Here is an 18,035-nt window from a genome sequence, read left to right on the forward strand (position 1 = left end):
GAATCACCCATTCGGGGCACCGAGGTGGAACAGGACGCTTCCCTTGCCCGTTGCTCGGATGTACGCGCGGTAAGGCGCGGGTACCGGCGGTACCCTCGGCACAAGGGAATCCCGAACGAGGGCAGTACACACGTCAGGAGGGTGGAGCGCGCGTGTCCAGCGCTCCAGGCAGATGACTCCAAGAAGAATCTTCCGCGGCTGGGTGCCTCTCGGGCTCCTGGCCCTGTTCGTGATCATTCTCATGACCGGGGTGTTGTCGGGTTCAAGCGAGTACACCAAGAGTGACCTGAACTCCATCCAGCAAAAGATCGAATCGGGTCAGGTCGTCAGCGCCACAATCCAGGACTCCAAGCAGCGCATCCAGATCAAGACAAAGGACGGAAAGTACGAGTCGTCCTATGTCAGCCGCCAGGCGACCGATCTCGCCGACAAGCTCCACGAGAAGGGGGTCGCCTACGAGGTCAAGGTCGATCAGGGCAACATCTTCGTGTCGTTGCTGCTGAACCTCCTACCAGTGCTGCTGGTCGTGCTGCTGCTGTTCTTCTTCATGAACCAGATGCAGGGCGGCGGCAACCGGGTCATGAACTTCGGCAAGTCCAAGGCCAAGCTGGTCAGCAAGGACACACCGAAGACGACCTTCGTCGATGTCGCGGGTGCCGACGAGGCGATCGAGGAACTCCAGGAGATAAAGGAGTTCCTGGAGAACCCGGGCAAGTTCCAGGCGATGGGCGCCAAGATCCCCAAAGGGGTGCTGCTGTACGGGCCGCCTGGAACCGGCAAGACGCTCTTGGCCCGCGCGGTCGCGGGTGAGGCCGGCGTGCCGTTCTACTCGATCTCCGGCTCGGACTTCGTCGAGATGTTCGTCGGTGTCGGCGCAAGCCGGGTGCGGGACCTGTTCGAGCAGGCCAAGGCCAACGCACCAGCGATCATCTTTGTGGATGAGATCGACGCGGTGGGTCGCCACCGTGGCGCCGGTCTCGGCGGTGGCCACGATGAACGCGAGCAGACCCTCAACCAGCTCCTGGTCGAGATGGACGGGTTCGACGTCAAGGGCGGCGTCATTCTCATTGCGGCCACGAACCGGCCCGACATCCTGGACCCGGCGCTGCTACGCCCGGGACGGTTCGACCGCCAGATCGTCGTCGATCGCCCCGACCTGCTCGGCCGCGAGGCGATTCTGAAGGTCCACGCCAAGGGCAAGCCGATGGAGCCCGACATCGACATGCTGACCATCGCGCGGCGTACGCCGGGGTTCACCGGCGCAGACCTGGCGAATGTGCTCAACGAGGCTGCGCTGCTCACGGCCCGGTCCGACCAGAAGTTCATCTCCTCGGCCCTGTTGGAAGAGTCGATCGACCGGGTGATGGCCGGGCCGGAACGCAAGAACCGGGTCATAAGCGACAAGGAGAAGAAGCGGATCGCCTACCACGAAGGTGGGCACGCCCTCGTCGGACACGCCCTGCCCAACAGCGACCCCGTCCACAAGGTCACGATTCTGCCCCGCGGCCGGGCGCTCGGTTACACCATGCAGCTACCGCTCGAGGATCGTTACCTGCGTACCCGATCGGAGATGTTGGACGAGCTCGCGATGTTCCTGGGCGGGCGGACCGCCGAGGAACTCGTCTTCCACGAGCCGACCACAGGTGCCAGCGACGACATCGAGAAGGCGACGAAGGTCGCCCGAGCCATGGTCACCCAGTTCGGCATGAGTGACACGCTCGGAGCGCTGAAGTTCGGCGGTGAGAGCAACGAGGTGTTCCTCGGGCGCGACATGGGCCACCAGCGCGACTATTCCGAGCAGGTTGCCGCGGAGATCGACGCGGAGGTTCGCCGTCTGATCGAGTCGGCGCACGACGAGGCGTGGGAGATCCTCGTTCAGTACCGGGACGTACTGGACAACCTTGTTCTGCGACTCATGGATGTCGAAACGCTCGGCAAGGACGAGGTTCTGGAAATCTTCGCGACAGTCCAGAAGCGGCCCAGCCGCGGCTCGTACACGGGGGTGGGCAAGCGCCTGCCGTCCGACCAGCCGCCGGTGATGACCCCGGCCGAGCTGGGGCTGGCCAAGCCCGGCGATGTCACGGATCTGGTACCCAACGCCACCATCGGTCAGGGCGGCCGGACCAATGGTGCCGCACACGGCAACGGCAGCAGCGTGCCGGCGGCCACCGGGAATGGGTCCGGGTCCGGCCAGGTTTCCTCCGATGACCACGCCACGGCGACGGAGCAGAACGCGGGCGGCGGATCGGCACCTGCGGAGCCGACATCGGCCGCACCGAAGATGTCCAACCCTTGGGCACCGCCGACGCTGCCGAACGACGACGACAGGGGACGCCGTTGACGACCGATTACGGTCTCGCACCCACCGGGTACACGTCTTCGGCTCCTGCCGACGTTCCAGGGGATGTTCCAGGGGATGTTCCAGGGGATGTTCCAGGGGATGTTCCAGGGGATGTCGCCGGGATCGGCGCCGACGGCGTCGCCCCCGGCGACGGTAAGGGTGTTGCCGGCAGTGATGATCCGCCCGAGCGGCAACGGCCTGATCTGGGGCCTCGGGCGGTCCGTCCCTTCGACCACGACCGGGTGGCTCGTGCTGTGCGTGAGCTTCTGATCGGCATCGGGGAGGACCCGGATCGGGAAGGCCTGCGCAAGACCCCGGAGCGGGTCGCGCGGGCCTATCAGGAAGCGGTGGAGGGCCTCGGCCGGGACCCGTCCGAGGTGCTCACCACCGTCTTCGACGAAGGTCATGAAGAGATGGTGCTGGTTCGCGACATCGACTTCACGTCGTTGTGCGAACATCATCTGGTCGCGTTCGCAGGCAAGGCGCATGTCGCCTACATCCCGAACGAAGCCGGGCAGATCACCGGGCTGTCGAAACTGGCGAGACTCGTCGACCTGTACTCGCGCCGCCCGCAGGTGCAGGAACGGCTCACCACCCAGATCGCCGACGCGCTGGAGCGGGCGCTGTCACCTCGTGGGGTCATGGTCGTCGTCGAGGCCGAACATCTGTGCATGTCCATGCGCGGAGTCCGCAAGCCCGGCGCCCGTACGGTCACCTCAGCCGTGCGCGGGCAGTTCCTGAGCACCGCGACCCGCAGCGAGGGAATGTCGCTGATCCTCAGTCACCGCTGACGACGGTCAGTCCTGCATCGACTGGATCTCCCTGTCGGCCCGCCGAAGCCGGGCCGACAGGCTCCGTGCGATCGCCCGGTAGATCGCGTCGCAGGTGCGCGGGTTGCTCCGGCGCAGTTCTTCGAACGCGGCAAGGGAGAGCACCTCGCACTCGGTCGGCTCCGCCACCGTGATGCGGGTGGAGCGCAACCCGCCGTCGACGAGTGCCAGCTCGCCGAAGGCGGCCCCGGCCGGCACGGTGTTGAGGCGGAGCCACCGCGCTGCCTTTCCCGCTTGAACCTCGGCGTTGACCAGACCGCGGGTCACGAAGTAGATGGCATCGGCCGGGTCGCCCGCATCGAAGATCACTTCCCCACGCTCATAGGACTGGCTCCTGGTGAGCGATCGGACGACCGCGACCTCGTCGCGTGCCAACTCGGCAAGCAGCTCCTGCCCGGCGAACGGGACCCGGACGGTCGGTGGGAGCGTGGTGAGGTTCGCCCGCATCAGCAGGGCTTCCTCACACCACTCGAGCGCGATCTCAAGATCAGGAAGTCGCTCGGTGGACCAGTCCGAGCGCATCAGCCCAGCGACGGCCGGGAGCGCCCGCGGGTCGACGAACAGCGTCGTGACCTTCCGATCCGCGAGATCGGCCAACAACACCCGGAGCAGGCAGGCAGCCGGTTCGTCGATAGCTGCGACCCGCCGCAGGTCGAATACGATCCACGAGATGCCGTCAAGGTGATCAACCACTGTCCGTAGCAGCCGCTCCGCGCTCGCGAACGCAAGATCGCCCTGAAGCTCATACACGACGAACGCCGCACCCGACCGCGCAAGAACCTCCCTGTCCCGTTCCGGCCGGACCCGCTTGGAGCTGACCGTGTCCCCGCGGTAGGTGAAGCGGACCGGATGCGCCGGCTGACCCCCCGGGCGCAGCAGGTGCAAGGCGAAACGCTCGGACATCTCTCGACAGGCGAGAACCCCACGGACGCTGTTGCCCTTGTGATCCAGGGGAGGACTATAGATGCCGACACCCAGCTGGCCCGGCAGAACCGCGCAGATCCCCCCTGCGACGCCGCTCTTGGCCGGCAGCCCGACCCGCAACAACCACTCACCAGCGTGGTCGTACATACCGCAGGTACCCATGACCGCGAGAACGCTGCCCACGTCCGCCTCGGACACGACCCGCTGCTTCGTCAGTGGGTTGACGCCGCCGAGCGCGAGTGTCGCCGCCATGACGGCCAGGTCGGTACCGGTGACGAGGACGGCGCACTGCCGGAAGTAGATGGAACAGATCTCATCAACCGATCCCTGCAATGCTCCGGCGTTACGCATCAGGTAGGCGATGGCGCGGTTACGGTCACCGGTGGCCTGCTCGGACGCGAAGACCTGTTCGTCCACGTCGAGCTCGCGGCCGGCGAACCCCGACAACCCCTGACGAATTCGCTCGAAACGCTCGGCCGGATCCCGTCCGTCGATCAGACTCGCGGTGAGGATCGCTCCCGCGTTGACCATCGGGTTCAACGGCCGGCCGGTACCGGCTTCAAGCGTGATGGCGTTGAAGGCGTCGCCGGTAGGCTCGACCCCGACCCTGCGGATGACGTCGTCAAAACCGCGATCATGCAGAGCGAGGGCATAGACGAACGGCTTGGAAACCGACTGGATCGTGAACGGCACCATGCTGTCGCCCACACTGTAGCTGTGGCCGTCCATTGTTGTCATGGCGATCCCGAAGGCATTCGGGTCGGCGTGCGCAAGCTGTGGGATATAGGTGGCAACCGCTCCGTCGCGATTGTCGCGGAACCCACCGTGCAGTTCGCCGAGTAGTCGTTCGATCGGCCCGCCCGATGGCGTCCCCGCACCGACCGATGCGGGGACATGCTTAGAGTGCGGCGCAGGAGCCTCGTTCACTCTCCGCTCCCGTCTCCCTTCCAACCCACCTGGCACAAGATACTCTTCGCACTTTCGGGATGCAGCTGGTCGCTGAAACCACCGGCGTACTGCTACAGGCGACAGGCCCGGATCGAGGAGACCATGATGCCCCGGGCGCCGATCTCCCACAGATCATCCATCACCCGGTTCACCTCGGCGTGGAGCACCATGGCGCGCACGGCCACCCAATCCTCACGCTGCAACGGTGAAATCGTCGGCGACTCGTAACCCGGGGTAATTTCGCACGCCTTTTCCAGTACTGAATTGGGAACGTCGTAGTCCATGATCGCATAACGCCGAGCGACCAGGACCCCCTGAATGCGACGCAGCAGGCGCTCGTGGGCGGGCACGAGCTCCAGCCCCTTCTTCACGATGACAACGGCCTCGGAACGCAACACCGGCTCACCCACCAGGGCCAGGCCGTGAGCACGCAACGTGCGCCCGGTCTCCACCACGTCCGCGACGACATCGGCCACTCCGAGCCGGACGGCCGTCTCCACCGCGCCGTCAAGTTTCACGATGCGGGCATCAATGCCGCGCTCGGCCAGGTCGGCCGCGACCAGGCCGGGGAACGACGTTGCTATGCGCGTCCCGGCCAGGCCCGCAATGCCGTCCAACGCGCCAAGCGGCGCGGCATAGCGAAAGGTGGAGAACCCGAACCCGAGCGGCAGCAGCTCGTCAGCGGCCACACCACTGTCGATAAGGAGGTCACGGCCGGTGATGCCGATGTCAAGGTGACCCGCCCCGACATAGACGGCGATGTCGCGAGGCCGGAGGAAGAAGAACTCGATATCGTTCTCGGTGTCGGCGATGACCAGTTCCGCCGATTCCCGATGCGCCCGGTAGCCGGCGTCGACGAGCAACTGACTGGATGCCGTGGCGAGTGCACCTTTGTTGGGCACCGCGAGTCGAAGCATCATAGCCCCCGTGTCACAGTTTGGCACCGGATACACACAGAACATCGACCGTCACAGCTTCGAGTATACGTCCTCGGGGGCGAGACCCGCGGAAATCATCACCAACTGACTCCAGTACAACAGCTGCGACAACTCCTCCGCAACCCGCTGCGGCCCCTCGTACTCGGCCGCCATCCAGGTTTCGGCGGCCTCTTCGAGGAGTTTCTTCCCGATATGGTGAATCCCTTTTTCGAGAGCGTCGACGCTACCGGATCCTGCGGTCCGTTCGCGCCATTTTTCGGCGAGCTCCAGATACAGTTCATCGTACGTTTTCATCGTTGCCGAAATCCATCCTTCCCACCGGTCGCAAAAATGATCACCCTGGCCGCTGGGAGGATCTGTCCGCCGTCCGGAGGCTCCAGCACCCGGGAGACCCCGTCCGGCCGGCCGCAAAGACATCGGCATGAAACACATCGGCACGGACCATGCGCATGGTAACGCACCGCCGCCGCGAGTGGACGGGACACCGCGGCAGACACCACCGGCGACGCAGCGGAGTGCGGCCGACGCACCGCCGGGCGCTCTCATGCGGTTTACTGAATGATTGTGTTCCGTCCCTCGCTCGTCGCCACCGACCTCGACGGAACGCTGATCCGATCGGACGGCTCGGTCTCCGCTCGCACCCGGGCCGCGCTGCGCCGGGTCGAGGCTGCCGGCGCGCTCGTGGTGTTCGTCACCGGCCGGCCCACGCGGGTGATGGCCGAGATCGTGGCCCAGACCGGCGCGTCCGGCCTGGCGATCTGCGCCAACGGCGCGCTCGTCTACGACCTGGACAACAATTCGACAGTCACGCATCGCGCTCTGGACACCACCACGGCCCTGTGGCTGACCGCTGAAATCCGGGCTCTCGTGCCCGATGCCGCCTTTGCGGTGGAAAGCGGTACCCGGTTCGGGCGGGAACCGACCTTCGTCACGATGTGGCCCGATCCACACGAATGCGTCGGTCACATCACCGAACTTCTGATGGCGATGCCGGCGACAAAACTACTGGTCCGGCGGGAGCTACGCGGGATCACCCTGGCCGACGCCTATGTCGCGATCGCGCGGATCGCCGGCTCGGCCGCAGTGGTCACCACATCGAGTCACGATCTCGTCGAAATCGCCGGAGCGGGTATCTCCAAGGGAGTCGCCCTGGCGGAGATCGCCGCGCAGTACGACATATCCGCGCAACACACGATCGCATTCGGTGACATGCCGAACGATCTGCCGATGTTCGCCTGGGCCGGGCACGCCGTCGCGGTCGCCAACGCACACCCGGAGGTCCTCGCGGCAGCTGACGAGATCACCGCCTCGAACGACGCCGACGGCGTGGCACACGTCATCGAGCGCCTCTTCCCCTGACCCGTCCGGAGCGCGCTGGAGCGCCCGCCGACCGCCCTTTGGAGCAGATCGTTTCTCCAGGGGTCAGGATGAGGTCATGGCCACATCTGCCACCACCTCGGCGGGGGGCGCCGGCGTCGGCCGCACCGGGCACGGCGGTCCGGCCGCGCCCGACACGCGGTCCCATGACATCGACCCCGAGTTCCTGACGCTGCCCCGCGCGGCGCTCGCGGACGCCGCACTGCAGACCGCCCGCGACTGTGGGGCGACCCATGCCGACATCCGCATCGAACGGACCCGCGACGCGTCGCTGTCGTTCCGCGACGGCGGCCTGGAGAGCCGCGGCGACGGCCTGTCGGTCGGTTTCGCAGTCCGGGTCGTTCACGACGGGACGTGGGGATTCGCCGCCGGCGTCGACCTCACAGTCGACGAGGCCGTCCGGGTGACCAGGCAGGCCGTCGAGCTCGCGCAGGTGGCACGGCCGCTCAACAGCGAACCGGTGGAGCTGGCCGATGAACCCGTCTACACCGACGCGGTATGGGTGTCGGCCTACGCGGTCGACCCGTTCACGACCGAGACCGCCGAGAAGATCGAACGGGTCGGCGGGCTGTGCCGCACGCTGATGGCCGCCAGGGATGTCGACCATGTCGACGGCACGCTCGGGCAGGTGATGGAGAACAAGTTCTACGCGGACCTGGCCGGGACGACCACCACCCAGCAACGGGTCAGGGTGATCTGCCAGCTCGAGGCGACCCGGGTCGAGCGCGCCGCCGGCGGCTTCGAGACCATGCGTACGATCGCGCCCCCGGTCGGCCGCGGCTGGGAGTGGCTGGTGGCGGGTCCGGCCGCGGGCTGCTGGGACTGGGACGGCGAGATCGCGCTCATCCCATCCCTGCTGGCGGAGAAGGCACAGGCATCCTCGGTGGAGCCGGGCCGCTATGACCTGGTGATCGATCCGTCCAACCTGTGGTTGACCATCCACGAGTCGGTCGGCCATGCCACCGAACTCGACCGCGCGCTGGGTTACGAAGCCGCCTACGCGGGCACATCGTTCGCAACCCTGGACAAGATCAGGTCACTGTGCTACGGCTCCCCCGCCATGCACGTCACCGGCGACCGCACCGCCCCGCACGGCCTGGCGACGATCGGCTACGACGACGAGGGCGTGCAAGCCGGGCAGTGGGACATCGTCCGCGCCGGAACTCTGGTCGGCTACCAGCTCGACCGCAGGATGGCCGCGCAGAACGCCGTCGCACTCGGCGTGCGGAGTTCCAACGGCTGCGCGTTCGCGGACTCCCCCGGACACGTGCCGATCCAGCGGATGGCCAACGTGTCACTCCAGCCTGCCCCAGGCGGGCCGGCCACCGAAGAACTGATCTCCCGGGTGGAACGCGGAATCTACGTCGTCGGTGACAAGAGCTGGTCGATCGACATGCAGCGGTACAACTTCCAGTTCACCGGCCAGCGGTTCTACGAGATTCGCGGCGGCCAGCTCGTCGGGCAGCTGCGCGACGTCGCATACCAGGCGACCACCACCGATTTCTGGGGGTCGCTGGAGGCCGTGGGCGGCGAGGCGACCTATGTCCTGGGCGGTGCGTTCAACTGCGGCAAGGGCCAGCCCGGCCAGGTTGCCCCGGTGAGCCACGGTTGTCCGTCCGTGCTGTTGCGAGGCGTGAACATCCTCAACACCCAGCGAGAGGCGGGCCGGTGAGCGCGATGCAGTCCCACGAAATCGTCGAGATGGCGCTGGCATCGTCACGGGCCGACGGCGCCGTGGTGATCGCTGGCGAGTCGAGCACGGTGAACCTCCGGTGGGCCAACAACACCCTGACCACCAACGGCGCGGCCCGGGACCGGTCCGTCACCGTGATCAGCGTGGTGGGCCGCGCGTTCGGGGTCCGCTCCGCGAGCAGTGTCTCCGACCGCGACGACCTGGCGAAGCTGCTGCGGCTGTCCGAGGCCGACGCCCGCGAGGCCGGGAACGCCGACGACTACGCCGAGCTGCTCGGTCCCGACGCCGACGGCTATACCGACGGCTACACCGAGGTCACCACGTCGTACCGGTCCGGCCAGCCGGCGCCGGCGGCCGCGCACGCAGCGGCGCAGACAACCTTCGCGGACCCCGCGCAACGCACCAGCACCGGCGTGTTCGCCGAATTCGCCCGCGATCTCGGCGACGCCTTCGAGGCGGCACGGGCCGACGGGCGGCGCCTGTTCGGTTTCGCCCAGCATGAACTGACCACCACCTGGCTCGGCACCTCCGCGGGGCTCCGGCTACGGCACAGCCAGCCGACGGGCTCCGTGGAATGGAACGCCAAGAGCGCCACGCCCGGCGGCTCGGTGTGGCATGGCCAGTCCACGCACGACTTCACCGACGTGTCCGTGCCGGACACCGACGCGCTCCTGCGCCAGCGTCTGGCCTGGGCCGCGCGCTCGGTGGAACTGCCGGCCGGCCGCTACGAGACGTTGCTGCCGCCGTCCGCCGTCGCGGACCTGCTCACCTACGCCTACTGGTCGGCCGCCGGCCGCGACGCCGCCGAGGGACGCACCGTCTTCAGCCGGGCCGGCGGGGGCAGCAGAATCGGTGAGACGCTCGGCCCGCCCGGCCTGCACCTGTTCAGCGACCCGTTCGACCCGGAGCTTTCCGCGACCCCGTTCGTGATCGCGGCGTCCTCGTCGGCGACATCCAGCGTGTTCGACAACGGACTGCCGCTGCGTCGCACCGACTGGATCATGGATGGCAAGCTGGCCGCGCTGGTCCAGACCCGTGCGTCGGCTCGTGGTGGCGCCCTGGAGGGCCAACGGGCGGGCGACGATCGTGCGAACGCGCGCCCACAGGCCCCAAGCCCCGGAGCAGTTGCGGTGACCCCGTTCGTCGACAACCTGACCCTCGACGGCGGCGGGACCGCATCCCTGGAAGGGATGATCGCGAATACTTCTCGCGGGCTGCTGCTGACCTGCCTGTGGTACATCCGTGAAGTCGACCCGCAGATCCTCCTGCTCACCGGGCTCACCCGTGACGGCGTCTACCTGATCGAGGACGGCGAGGTCGTCGGTGCGGTGAACAACTTCCGTTTCAACGAGAGTCCGGTGGACCTGCTGGGACGGCTCACCGAGGTCGGGGCAACGGTCCGGACGCTTCCACGCGAGTGGGCGGACTGGTTCACGCTCGCGCGGATGCCGGCGGTGCGCGTCCCCGACTTCAACATGAGCTCGGTCAGTCCCGCCAGCTGACCCGGCCCGGCGCGCAAACTACAGATAGGCGCCGCGACCGAACTGTTCACCGGACTGGGAACCGCTTGGCAGGGCCCGCCGCCGCATCTCCTCCAGCTGGGCCCGCGCGGCCATCTGCTGGGCGAACAGCGCCGTCTGGATGCCGTGGAAGAGCCCCTCGAGCCAGCCGACGAGCTGCGCCTGGGCGATCCGGAGCTCGGCGTCGCTCGGGGTCTGCGTCTCGTCGAACGGAAGGGTGAGACGGCCCAGCTCGCTCTGAAGCTCAGGGGCCAGCCCGTCGGAGAGCTCTCTGATCGAATTACGATGGATCTCCCGAAGGCGGAGCCGGCTCGCCTCGTCCAGCGGCGCCGCCCGTACCTCCTCCAACAACTGTTTGATCATTGCGCCGATCCGCATCACCTTGTCCGGCTGGGAGACCATCTCCATGAGTGTGTTCGACTGGTCGCCTTCGCCGTCGGTGACGTGGGACGCATCAATGCCGCTGCCGATGGCGCTGGGCACGATCCGCGGGCGAGCACCCGAAGTATCGGTATCCACAGCACCGTCCGGTCCGACGATCACGACCCGCGGGTCCGGTTGATCTGCCATGGGTCCATCCTGCCTGGTCGCGCCGAAAGGCATGCGGGCAGGATGGATGCTGTCCTGATCCGATCACCTTCGGCGACATTTTGCCTCACTTCAAGGACTCACTGTAACTAAGATTCACAGCAAGTAGGACCTTACCCACATGCCCGAGGTCCTCGACATGCCGATGCGCGTCGGCGACCCGCTCGATCGGGACCACCCGATCGACGACCGGCCGGATCATGCCGGCCTCGACCGCCGGCCAGAACTGCTCACGAACAGCGGCCACGATCGCCGCCTTCTGCGCGTCCGGCCGGCCACGCAACGACACCGCGTGTACGCCGCCCCGCTTCGCCAACAGCGTCCCGAGGTTCAGTTCGCCCTTTCGTCCGCCCTGGAGTCCGATCACGACGATCCGCCCCTCGACGGCCAGCGCGTCAACGTTGCGCGCCAGATAGGAACCACCCATGTTGTCGAGAATGACGTCCGCTCCGCGACCGTCGGTGGCCTCCTTCACACGGGCGACGAAGTCGTCGTCCCGGTAGGAGATGGCAAGATCGGCTCCGAGTTCGCGGACCCGCGCCAGCTTCGCCGAGCTGCCCGCGGTGGTGACGATCGTCACCGACGGTCGAAGCGCCCGCACTGCCTGGATCGCGAACGTACCGATCCCCGATGCGCCGCCGTGCACGAGGAAGACCTCGCCGTCGCTCAGCCCGGCCAGCCCGAACACCGTCGAGTGGACGGTGGCGGCGACCTCGGGCAGCCCGGCGGCCTCGACCAGCGACACACCCGCCGGTGCCGCAAGCACCTGGGTAGCGGGCACGTTGACCCTGGTCGCGTATCCGCCGCCGGACAGCAGCGCACAGACCTCGTCGCCGACCTGCCACGCCGTCACACCGTCGCCGACCGCCGCGACCAGGCCGGAGCACTCCAGCCCGAGCACCGGCGAAGCGCCCGGCGGAGGCGGATAGAAACCCTGTCGTTGCAGCAGGTCTGCCCGGTTGACCGCGGAGGCGACCACATCAATGGCCACCTCACCCGGGCCCGGGAAAGGTAGATCGGCCACCTCGGCCCAGGACATGACCTCAGGACCACCCGACGACGTCACTGTCACCGCATGCACAGCGCCACGGTATCCGCACGGCAGCCGTCAGCGTAACGGCAGGGCTGGCACCAGCCTATGCTGGAAACGCCAGACGCAGATCGCAGACACGTAGCAGCAGACGATAGGGATCCGACGGCCAGTCGGAGAAGATCCCCAGGTTCCGGCACCACTCGCGAGCCGAGGCATCCTCGACATTGATGATGAGGATCGGCGTCCGGGCCGGCCCCGCGGCGTACGCGACCTGCGCCAGAGCGTCGGCCACGAGCGCCCGGCCGACGCCGCGATGACGATCCGCGAGGTCGACCCCGACCCTGGAAATGATCAGTACCGGTGTCTCCCCTCCGCCACCCGCAAGGCTTCCGCTCGACAGCGCATAGTAACCGGCAACGTCGTCTCCGGACCCCCGCCGGATGACCCGGACCCGGTTACGCCCGCTCTGGGCGGCAATGAGGGCCTGCTCCCGCAACCAGGTCGTGGTCGGCAAGGATCCGCAGTCGAACCCCGAGCGGGAATGGTAGGTAGCCAACGTCTCAATGCCGCTGTACCCGTGCGCACCGGCCCCCGGCCCGGCCGTTGCAAGAAGGCTTTCAAGCCCCGCCGGCATGCGCGCGGGCTCGGCCACCAGCGCCCTGACGTCAGCCTCCTGTTCGGCCGAGAGACAGAAGAGTCGATGGTCGGCCAGGATGTCGGTCGCCGCTCTGGTGGCGTGAGCGATCACGAAGTCGGTGATCGGAATACCCGCCGCGTCACTGGCCGCGGCCAGCAGGCGCCACGCCTGCCCGTCTTCGCCGGTACCGACAGGATCGATGTTCACCATCGACATCCGTGAACCTCCAACATCCCATGACATTACTCAAAGAACTTATATACTATACCCACGGTAATGAACCGTGGGTCGCCGCACCCCTGTCACCGGGCACTCCAAGCACGTTCTCACGCGTTCATCGGTCGGGCTTCACGAATGACTCAGATCGCGGCGGGATCGTGACACCATGGATGCCACCTGGCTACGCGACAGCTCGGTTTCGACGCTTGCGCCCCCGGCCCGCACGCGACCACCGTTGCGCTCACCCCTCTCACCCCTCTCACCCTCACCGCCGTCCGCGCTCCCGGTGGACACGCCCGTTGGGCGCGAGAAGCCGGCATCGTCCGCACGCCGCCGCCGCCTGGCCCTGAGCCTGATGGCGCTGAGCCTGGCAACGGCGAGCGCCGGCGCCGCGGTGGGCGCCGCCGTCACGACCATCGCCGAACAGCCCCCGGCGGTCAGCGCCGCCGCAGCGACATCAGGATCAGCGGTCGAGTCCAGCGCACCGAACACTGTCGCCGCCGCCGCCATGAAAATCGAACCCAGTGTGGTCACGCTCGAGGTCGTCGGCCGCCAGGCATCGGCGGTCGGATCCGGGGTGGTGATCCGTGCCGACGGCTACATCCTCACGAACAACCACGTGATCGCGAGTGGCGGTACGATCAACGTCCGCATGCAGGACGGTACCCGGTACGCCGCAACGCTCATCGGGCAGAACACCACCGCCGACCTCGCCGTCATCAAGATCAAAGCAACCGGACTGACGCCCACGACGTTCGCCGACTCCACGGACGTACGGGTAGGCGATCAGGTTGTTGCGGTGGGAAGTCCGCTCGGGTTGTCCGAGACCGTCACCGCCGGCGTGGTCTCGGCCCTCGGTCGTCAGGTCGACATCAGCGCAGGCACCGCCGGCACGGGCGGCGCCGTGAGATACCAGGCGATCCAGACCGATGCCGCGCTCAACCCGGGCAACTCAGGCGGCGCGCTGGTCAACTCGGCCGGTGAACTGATCGGCATCACCTCGTCCATCGCCACGACGAGCAGTGGGACGAGCGCCTCTCCTGGCCGGCAACAGTCCGAGTCCGGCAACATCGGCGTTGGCTTCGCCATCACCGCCAACCAGGCCCGCCAGGTCGCAGAGCAGATCATCGCCGCGGCCAGCCGCTGACGGGACGGGAGCCGAAGGCGTCATCCGGGGGAAGACAGGCCGGTTCGGGTTCGGGCTCGGCCGGGGCGGGCTCGGTATAGGGCGATGGTTCGCGCGGCGCGGGAGGGAGGTCCGGAGTATCCGGAAGCAGCGGACCCGGGTCGTCCGGAACGGGAACGTCCGGATCAAGCGGAGGCGGCGTGCTGGGTTGGTGCGGACGAACGGCCAGCCGGCGCCGACCACCTAGCGCGTCCGGCCATGCACGCACCCCGACCCCGATCCTTGATCTGCATCCCCTGCTGCCAGGCACTCTGACGCGCGACGCAACCATAGGGGCGGGGATACCCGGACCAACGGAGACCGGAAACATCGTCGCAAAGATCCAGTACTGATCATAGGACTGCCCGCTGCGTACGCCGAACAGGCCCGTGACGTCGGCAGTTGCGTACAACATCCCGTAAGAACCGATCTTACCATCGGATGACCGAATTATGCCAACCAGGCAGAGACCTCACTCTGGCGGTCGGACATACTTCGACTACATTGCCTGCGGGACTGCACCTCGATGATCGGCTGATTCCTGCCAGATCGTTGGGAATGCGTCGGCCATCGGACGAGCTACGGGAGCACGCCGGTTGGAACGGGACGACTACACCGATGGCGGCACATCCGCCAGTCCACCAACGGCGACTCGACTGTCCGTGACGCCACCATTGTCCGTGACGCCACCACCGACGACCAGTACCGGCGGCACAGCGTATCCGGATGCCGAGGAGGCCGGCTCCCCGGACAGTCCGCGTCCAGAATCGGAGTTCCACGCCTTCTTCGAGCAGCATCATCGCCAGCTCGCACGGCTCGCCTACCTGCTGACAAGCGACCACGACGCCGCCGATGACATCACGGCCGACGCCTTCACCGCCGCCTGGCGGCACTGGGGCAGAGTGCGTCAGGTTGACAACCCGTTGGCGTACATGCGCCGTACGGTCGCGAACATGGCAACCAGCCGGCTGCGGCGGATCATGCGTGAGCGGCGTGGCCTGGGCATGCTCGGCACCATGGCCGAGACCCACTGCGTTGACACCGACGTGCCAGCCGTCGTCGACGTTCGGGCTGCGCTGATGTCGCTTCCGACCCGCAAGCGGGAATGCGTGGTGCTCCGTTACGCCTTCGATCTGTCAGAGTACGAGACCGCTCGCACACTGGGCATATCCATCGGCACGGTCAAGAGCCAGACGTCCAAGGGCGCGGGCGAGCTTGAACGACTCCTGGAGACAAGCGTACGCGACACCGAGCGGTTGACGCCGTCCCCACCTGCAGCAGCGCCTTCGGCACAATCAAGGAAGAAATCAGGCGCACGCAAGGGACTACCGCGCCCGCGGCGGGAGGCTGACCCACCGGCGCGACTGCGGGGAGGAGAGGCCACGTGACAGCCGCCCGCCGCAGACGCGATCGTGGTCCTGGTCGCCGCCGCGCCGGCCGCGCTCAGGCGGACGCTGCATCATGGCTGCCGGCCGCACTGGCCGACGAGGCGTTCACCCATGAGCCGGACAGCGCCAGGATCCGCAGGCGCATGGCTGGCACTGCCGGCACAGCTGGCACTGCCGGCACAGCTGGCACTGCCGGCACTGCTGGCGCAACGCCCTCGTCAGACGCTGGCAGCCGCGATCGCCACGACGGCATGCGCCACGACGACATGCGACGCGGCGGCATGCGACGCGGCGACGACTCCTGGCCACCAACCGGCCTACGGTCGAGGCCGGACCACTGGGGGTGGGTGCCCCGCCAGCGTCCAGCAGTGATCGCCGTTGGCATGGCCACCGGCGTGCTGAGCCTTGCCGCGATCACCGTGATCGGCGTGCGGGCGATCACGGTGCAGGACGAACGCCGGGCCATCACAGCTGTGGCGGCATCAGTTCCGCCAACCTCAGCCTCGCCCCACCCCCCAACCACGCCGCCGTCCCCCAAGCCTTCACTACCGGGCGGGCAGCAACAGACCGCCCCGCCATCAACACCATCCGCCACAACCACACCGACAGTCACGACCCCGCGGACCGGTATATCGGCATCAACCAGTGCAATACCACTGATTCAACTTACTCTAGCAACAATGCCAACACAACGGGTTGTTCTTCCCCTGCCGAATGTCATGGACTGGGTGCTCTACGGACCTGGCGCTGATGGCAGCGTCCGCGAACGAGCGCGTGCCGCCTTCAGCAACCCCGCCATCGGCCAGCTCGGCATCGTCGGGGCCACCCCGACAGCGGTGACCGGCATGACCGGCCGTTTCGACTGGAGCGGAGGCAGCCCGCAGACGACCGGTAAGGACTACATCGATCGTCTAGCCGTACCGGCTTCCGGTGAAATCAGGCTGACCATCTCGCTGACGTCCGGCGTGGACGGCCATCTGGACCTCTATCTGGGCACCATCGGGGTACGCGGCATGATCCGAACCGACCTGGACGGACAAGCCGGTCCCGCCATGTCGCTGGCGCCACCCCAACCGGGCCGGTGGACCGACGCGATCGTGCGGATCAACTTCCGAGGAATCGCCGGCCCACACAGTATGACGGTCACGGTGTCAACGGCGGACGGGTCCGGGTCCGGGTCCGGGTCCGGCCAGCCTGCTCAGGGTTTCCAGCGCGGCGGCAGCGGCGGCACCTCGCCCCGGCAACCAGCGGCCGTCTCGGCCGGACAGATCTCGCTCGCCGCCGCGATACTGCTCGGCAGTTAGAACTCCTTAGAGCGCCCGAACAGTAAGATTTTGGTGACGTAAAGACATGCTCCGGGTGCGGCAACCATGCGGCCGGCTGGAACGACTGGACATATGAATGTACGGACGGGTCGTCTTCATCAAGATCCTTGTGATCGACGGGGCGCCGTCTCCCCTGTACCGGCCTGCTCGTTCCTCGCTAACCCCCCCCAGCCGGGGCGGGCAGGCCGCTCACCGGGCGCGGACCGGAGAGTAGCGTCACGACCGTGCGCCGAGTCCTCTTCTCACCGTCGTGGCTGGTACGCCACGCACTCGCGCTCTTTCTGATCGGCCTGTTCGCCAGACTCGGCTGGTGGCAGTGGGAGAAGGGGCAGTCTGCCCGCGGTACCCTGCAGAACCTTTTCTACGGAGTCGAATGGCCGATCTTTGCCGCGGCCGTGGTCTTCGGTTGGTGGCAGATGGTACGTGAGGAACGTCACCCGACGCGGGTGAACGAAGCCATGCCGAGGATCGCGCCCTCGCTGGGAGCGAACGACCCGACCGCTGAGTATCTTGATAAGATCAACATCGGCACCGTCGACACCATCGGCGAAAACAGCATCGACGACGAGGAGGGCGAGGCGGAGTTGGCCTCGTACAACCGCTATCTTGCCGCTCTGCACGAGCGGGACGCGCCATCGGGACCGAGGCCGCGGTGACCATGTCAGCCGATGACGCCACCTTGGATCCCGCCCGGCCTTCGCCTGCGCTGCCAGCGCCAGCCGCCGGGACCGGCCGCAACAGCGAAGAGGCGATCCACGCGGCGCTGCTGCGGTTCCGGGTGGTCGCGTATGTGGTGGGCGTCGGTCTGATCACACTCGTGCTGATAGGCGTGCCACTGAAGTACCTGGCGGACACGCCGGCTGTGGCCGAAACCGTGGGCCCGCTGCACGGCTTCCTGTTCATGATCTACCTGGCCCTGACCGTGGACCTGGCATCACGCTGCCGGTTTCGCCCCGTCCACACTCTTGCGATCATGATTGCGGGAACCGTGCCGTTCCTGTCGTTCGTGGCGGAGAGGAAGGTCAGCCGTCAGGTACTCGGTGCGCGGCGCCTCGGCCAGGTGAGTTGATCCTGCCTGCCCGGCCAGCCGGGTGGGCAACCGCTGACGC

At 67.2% G+C, this 18,035-nt stretch carries 17 protein-coding genes; 11 read left to right on the top strand and 6 right to left on the bottom strand.

Features of this window, described 5'->3' with window-relative positions; all coding sequences use genetic code 11:
- The first annotated feature begins 172 nt into the window (after positions 1-172).
- Both ftsH and folE read left to right on the top strand, forming a co-directional pair.
- Complete coding sequence (gene ftsH / locus U9983_RS14775; protein ID WP_322754584.1) at positions 173-2,341, top strand: ATP-dependent zinc metalloprotease FtsH; 2,169 nt, start codon at positions 173-175, stop codon at positions 2,339-2,341.
- A 203-nt stretch (positions 2,342-2,544) separates the two neighbouring features.
- Positions 2,545-3,132, top strand: a complete 588-nt coding sequence (gene folE, locus U9983_RS14780; RefSeq protein WP_416211399.1) for a GTP cyclohydrolase I FolE — start codon at positions 2,545-2,547, stop codon at positions 3,130-3,132.
- A gap of 6 nt (positions 3,133-3,138) precedes the next feature.
- On the opposite strand, the gene glsA is transcribed toward folE, so the two are convergent.
- The 3 genes from glsA to U9983_RS14795 all read right to left on the bottom strand — a co-directional run bounded on the left by glsA (position 3,139) and on the right by U9983_RS14795 (position 6,275).
- Positions 3,139-5,022, bottom strand: coding sequence for a glutaminase A (gene glsA, locus U9983_RS14785; protein ID WP_322754586.1), 1,884 nt, complete (start codon positions 5,020-5,022; stop codon positions 3,139-3,141).
- Between the two features lie 92 nt (positions 5,023-5,114).
- Complete coding sequence (gene hisG / locus U9983_RS14790; RefSeq protein ID WP_322747741.1) at positions 5,115-5,960, bottom strand: ATP phosphoribosyltransferase; 846 nt, start codon at positions 5,958-5,960, stop codon at positions 5,115-5,117.
- A gap of 51 nt (positions 5,961-6,011) precedes the next feature.
- Positions 6,012-6,275 (bottom strand): phosphoribosyl-ATP diphosphatase, encoded by a 264-nt coding sequence (locus U9983_RS14795; RefSeq protein ID WP_322747742.1) that lies wholly within the window; start codon positions 6,273-6,275, stop codon positions 6,012-6,014.
- 264 nt (positions 6,276-6,539) lie between these two features.
- On the opposite strand from U9983_RS14795, the gene U9983_RS14800 reads away from it, so the two are divergent.
- The 3 genes from U9983_RS14800 (at position 6,540) to U9983_RS14810 (ending at position 10,553) form a co-directional block, all read left to right on the top strand.
- Complete coding sequence (locus tag U9983_RS14800) at positions 6,540-7,340, top strand: Cof-type HAD-IIB family hydrolase (RefSeq protein ID WP_322754587.1); 801 nt, start codon at positions 6,540-6,542, stop codon at positions 7,338-7,340.
- A gap of 76 nt (positions 7,341-7,416) precedes the next feature.
- The gene (locus U9983_RS14805; protein WP_322754588.1) at positions 7,417-9,030 is read left to right on the top strand and encodes a TldD/PmbA family protein; all 1,614 of its coding nucleotides are present in this window, start codon (positions 7,417-7,419) and stop codon (positions 9,028-9,030) included.
- A 5-nt stretch (positions 9,031-9,035) separates the two neighbouring features.
- A complete protein-coding gene (locus U9983_RS14810) occupies positions 9,036-10,553 on the top strand; it encodes a metallopeptidase TldD-related protein (RefSeq protein WP_322754604.1) in 1,518 nt (505 codons plus the stop codon).
- Between the two features lie 18 nt (positions 10,554-10,571).
- Here U9983_RS14810 and U9983_RS14815 read toward each other — a convergent pair whose 3' ends face one another.
- The 3 genes from U9983_RS14815 to U9983_RS14825 all read right to left on the bottom strand — a co-directional run bounded on the left by U9983_RS14815 (position 10,572) and on the right by U9983_RS14825 (position 13,045).
- Complete coding sequence (locus U9983_RS14815; protein WP_322754589.1) at positions 10,572-11,141, bottom strand: bacterial proteasome activator family protein; 570 nt, start codon at positions 11,139-11,141, stop codon at positions 10,572-10,574.
- A gap of 85 nt (positions 11,142-11,226) precedes the next feature.
- Positions 11,227-12,240 carry an NAD(P)H-quinone oxidoreductase gene (locus tag U9983_RS14820; RefSeq protein ID WP_416211398.1) on the bottom strand — a complete coding sequence of 338 codons (1,014 nt, stop codon included), beginning with the start codon at positions 12,238-12,240 and terminating at the stop codon, positions 11,227-11,229.
- A gap of 55 nt (positions 12,241-12,295) precedes the next feature.
- On the bottom strand, positions 12,296-13,045 hold the full coding sequence (locus U9983_RS14825) for a DUF1778 domain-containing protein (protein ID WP_322754591.1): 750 nt from the start codon (positions 13,043-13,045) through the stop codon (positions 12,296-12,298).
- A 169-nt stretch (positions 13,046-13,214) separates the two neighbouring features.
- Here U9983_RS14825 and U9983_RS14830 point away from each other — a divergent pair, with 169 nt between their 5' ends.
- From U9983_RS14830 to U9983_RS14855, 6 genes are all read left to right on the top strand, one after another.
- On the top strand, positions 13,215-14,195 hold the full coding sequence (locus U9983_RS14830) for a S1C family serine protease (protein WP_322754592.1): 981 nt from the start codon (positions 13,215-13,217) through the stop codon (positions 14,193-14,195).
- 680 nt (positions 14,196-14,875) lie between these two features.
- Positions 14,876-15,601 (top strand): SigE family RNA polymerase sigma factor, encoded by a 726-nt coding sequence (locus U9983_RS14835; protein ID WP_322754593.1) that lies wholly within the window; start codon positions 14,876-14,878, stop codon positions 15,599-15,601.
- 111 nt (positions 15,602-15,712) lie between these two features.
- Positions 15,713-15,973: a hypothetical protein gene (locus U9983_RS14840; protein WP_322754594.1), complete on the top strand. Its 261-nt coding sequence runs from the start codon at positions 15,713-15,715 to the stop codon at positions 15,971-15,973.
- Between the two features lie 308 nt (positions 15,974-16,281).
- On the top strand, positions 16,282-16,905 hold the full coding sequence (locus U9983_RS14845) for a hypothetical protein (protein ID WP_322754595.1): 624 nt from the start codon (positions 16,282-16,284) through the stop codon (positions 16,903-16,905).
- 245 nt (positions 16,906-17,150) lie between these two features.
- On the top strand, positions 17,151-17,582 hold the full coding sequence (locus U9983_RS14850; protein WP_322754596.1) for a hypothetical protein: 432 nt from the start codon (positions 17,151-17,153) through the stop codon (positions 17,580-17,582).
- A gap of 2 nt (positions 17,583-17,584) precedes the next feature.
- Positions 17,585-17,995, top strand: a complete 411-nt coding sequence (locus U9983_RS14855) for a DUF3817 domain-containing protein (protein WP_322754605.1) — start codon at positions 17,585-17,587, stop codon at positions 17,993-17,995.
- Positions 17,996-18,035 lie beyond the last annotated feature (40 nt).

The organism is Protofrankia sp. Cas3 (assembly GCF_963555955.1).
Classification (GTDB): domain Bacteria; phylum Actinomycetota; class Actinomycetes; order Frankiales; family Frankiaceae; genus Protofrankia.

Bases quoted from the DNA above. Each gene is read 5' to 3' on its own strand.
- U9983_RS14795 (WP_322747742.1), bottom strand. From the start codon at position 6,275: ATGAAAACGTACGATGAACTGTATCTGGAGCTCGCCGAAAAATGGCGC.
- U9983_RS14845 (WP_322754595.1), top strand. From the start codon at position 16,282: ATGCCAACACAACGGGTTGTTCTTCCCCTGCCGAATGTCATGGACTGG.
- ftsH (WP_322754584.1), top strand. From the start codon at position 173: ATGACTCCAAGAAGAATCTTCCGCGGCTGGGTGCCTCTCGGGCTCCTG.
- hisG (WP_322747741.1), bottom strand. From the start codon at position 5,960: ATGCTTCGACTCGCGGTGCCCAACAAAGGTGCACTCGCCACGGCATCC.
- U9983_RS14815 (WP_322754589.1), bottom strand. From the start codon at position 11,141: ATGGCAGATCAACCGGACCCGCGGGTCGTGATCGTCGGACCGGACGGT.
- U9983_RS14825 (WP_322754591.1), bottom strand. From the start codon at position 13,045: ATGTCGATGGTGAACATCGATCCTGTCGGTACCGGCGAAGACGGGCAG.
- U9983_RS14800 (WP_322754587.1), top strand. From the start codon at position 6,540: ATGATTGTGTTCCGTCCCTCGCTCGTCGCCACCGACCTCGACGGAACG.
- U9983_RS14840 (WP_322754594.1), top strand. From the start codon at position 15,713: ATGAGCCGGACAGCGCCAGGATCCGCAGGCGCATGGCTGGCACTGCCG.
- U9983_RS14855 (WP_322754605.1), top strand. From the start codon at position 17,585: ATGTCAGCCGATGACGCCACCTTGGATCCCGCCCGGCCTTCGCCTGCG.
- U9983_RS14830 (WP_322754592.1), top strand. From the start codon at position 13,215: ATGGATGCCACCTGGCTACGCGACAGCTCGGTTTCGACGCTTGCGCCC.
- U9983_RS14810 (WP_322754604.1), top strand. From the start codon at position 9,036: ATGCAGTCCCACGAAATCGTCGAGATGGCGCTGGCATCGTCACGGGCC.
- U9983_RS14805 (WP_322754588.1), top strand. From the start codon at position 7,417: ATGGCCACATCTGCCACCACCTCGGCGGGGGGCGCCGGCGTCGGCCGC.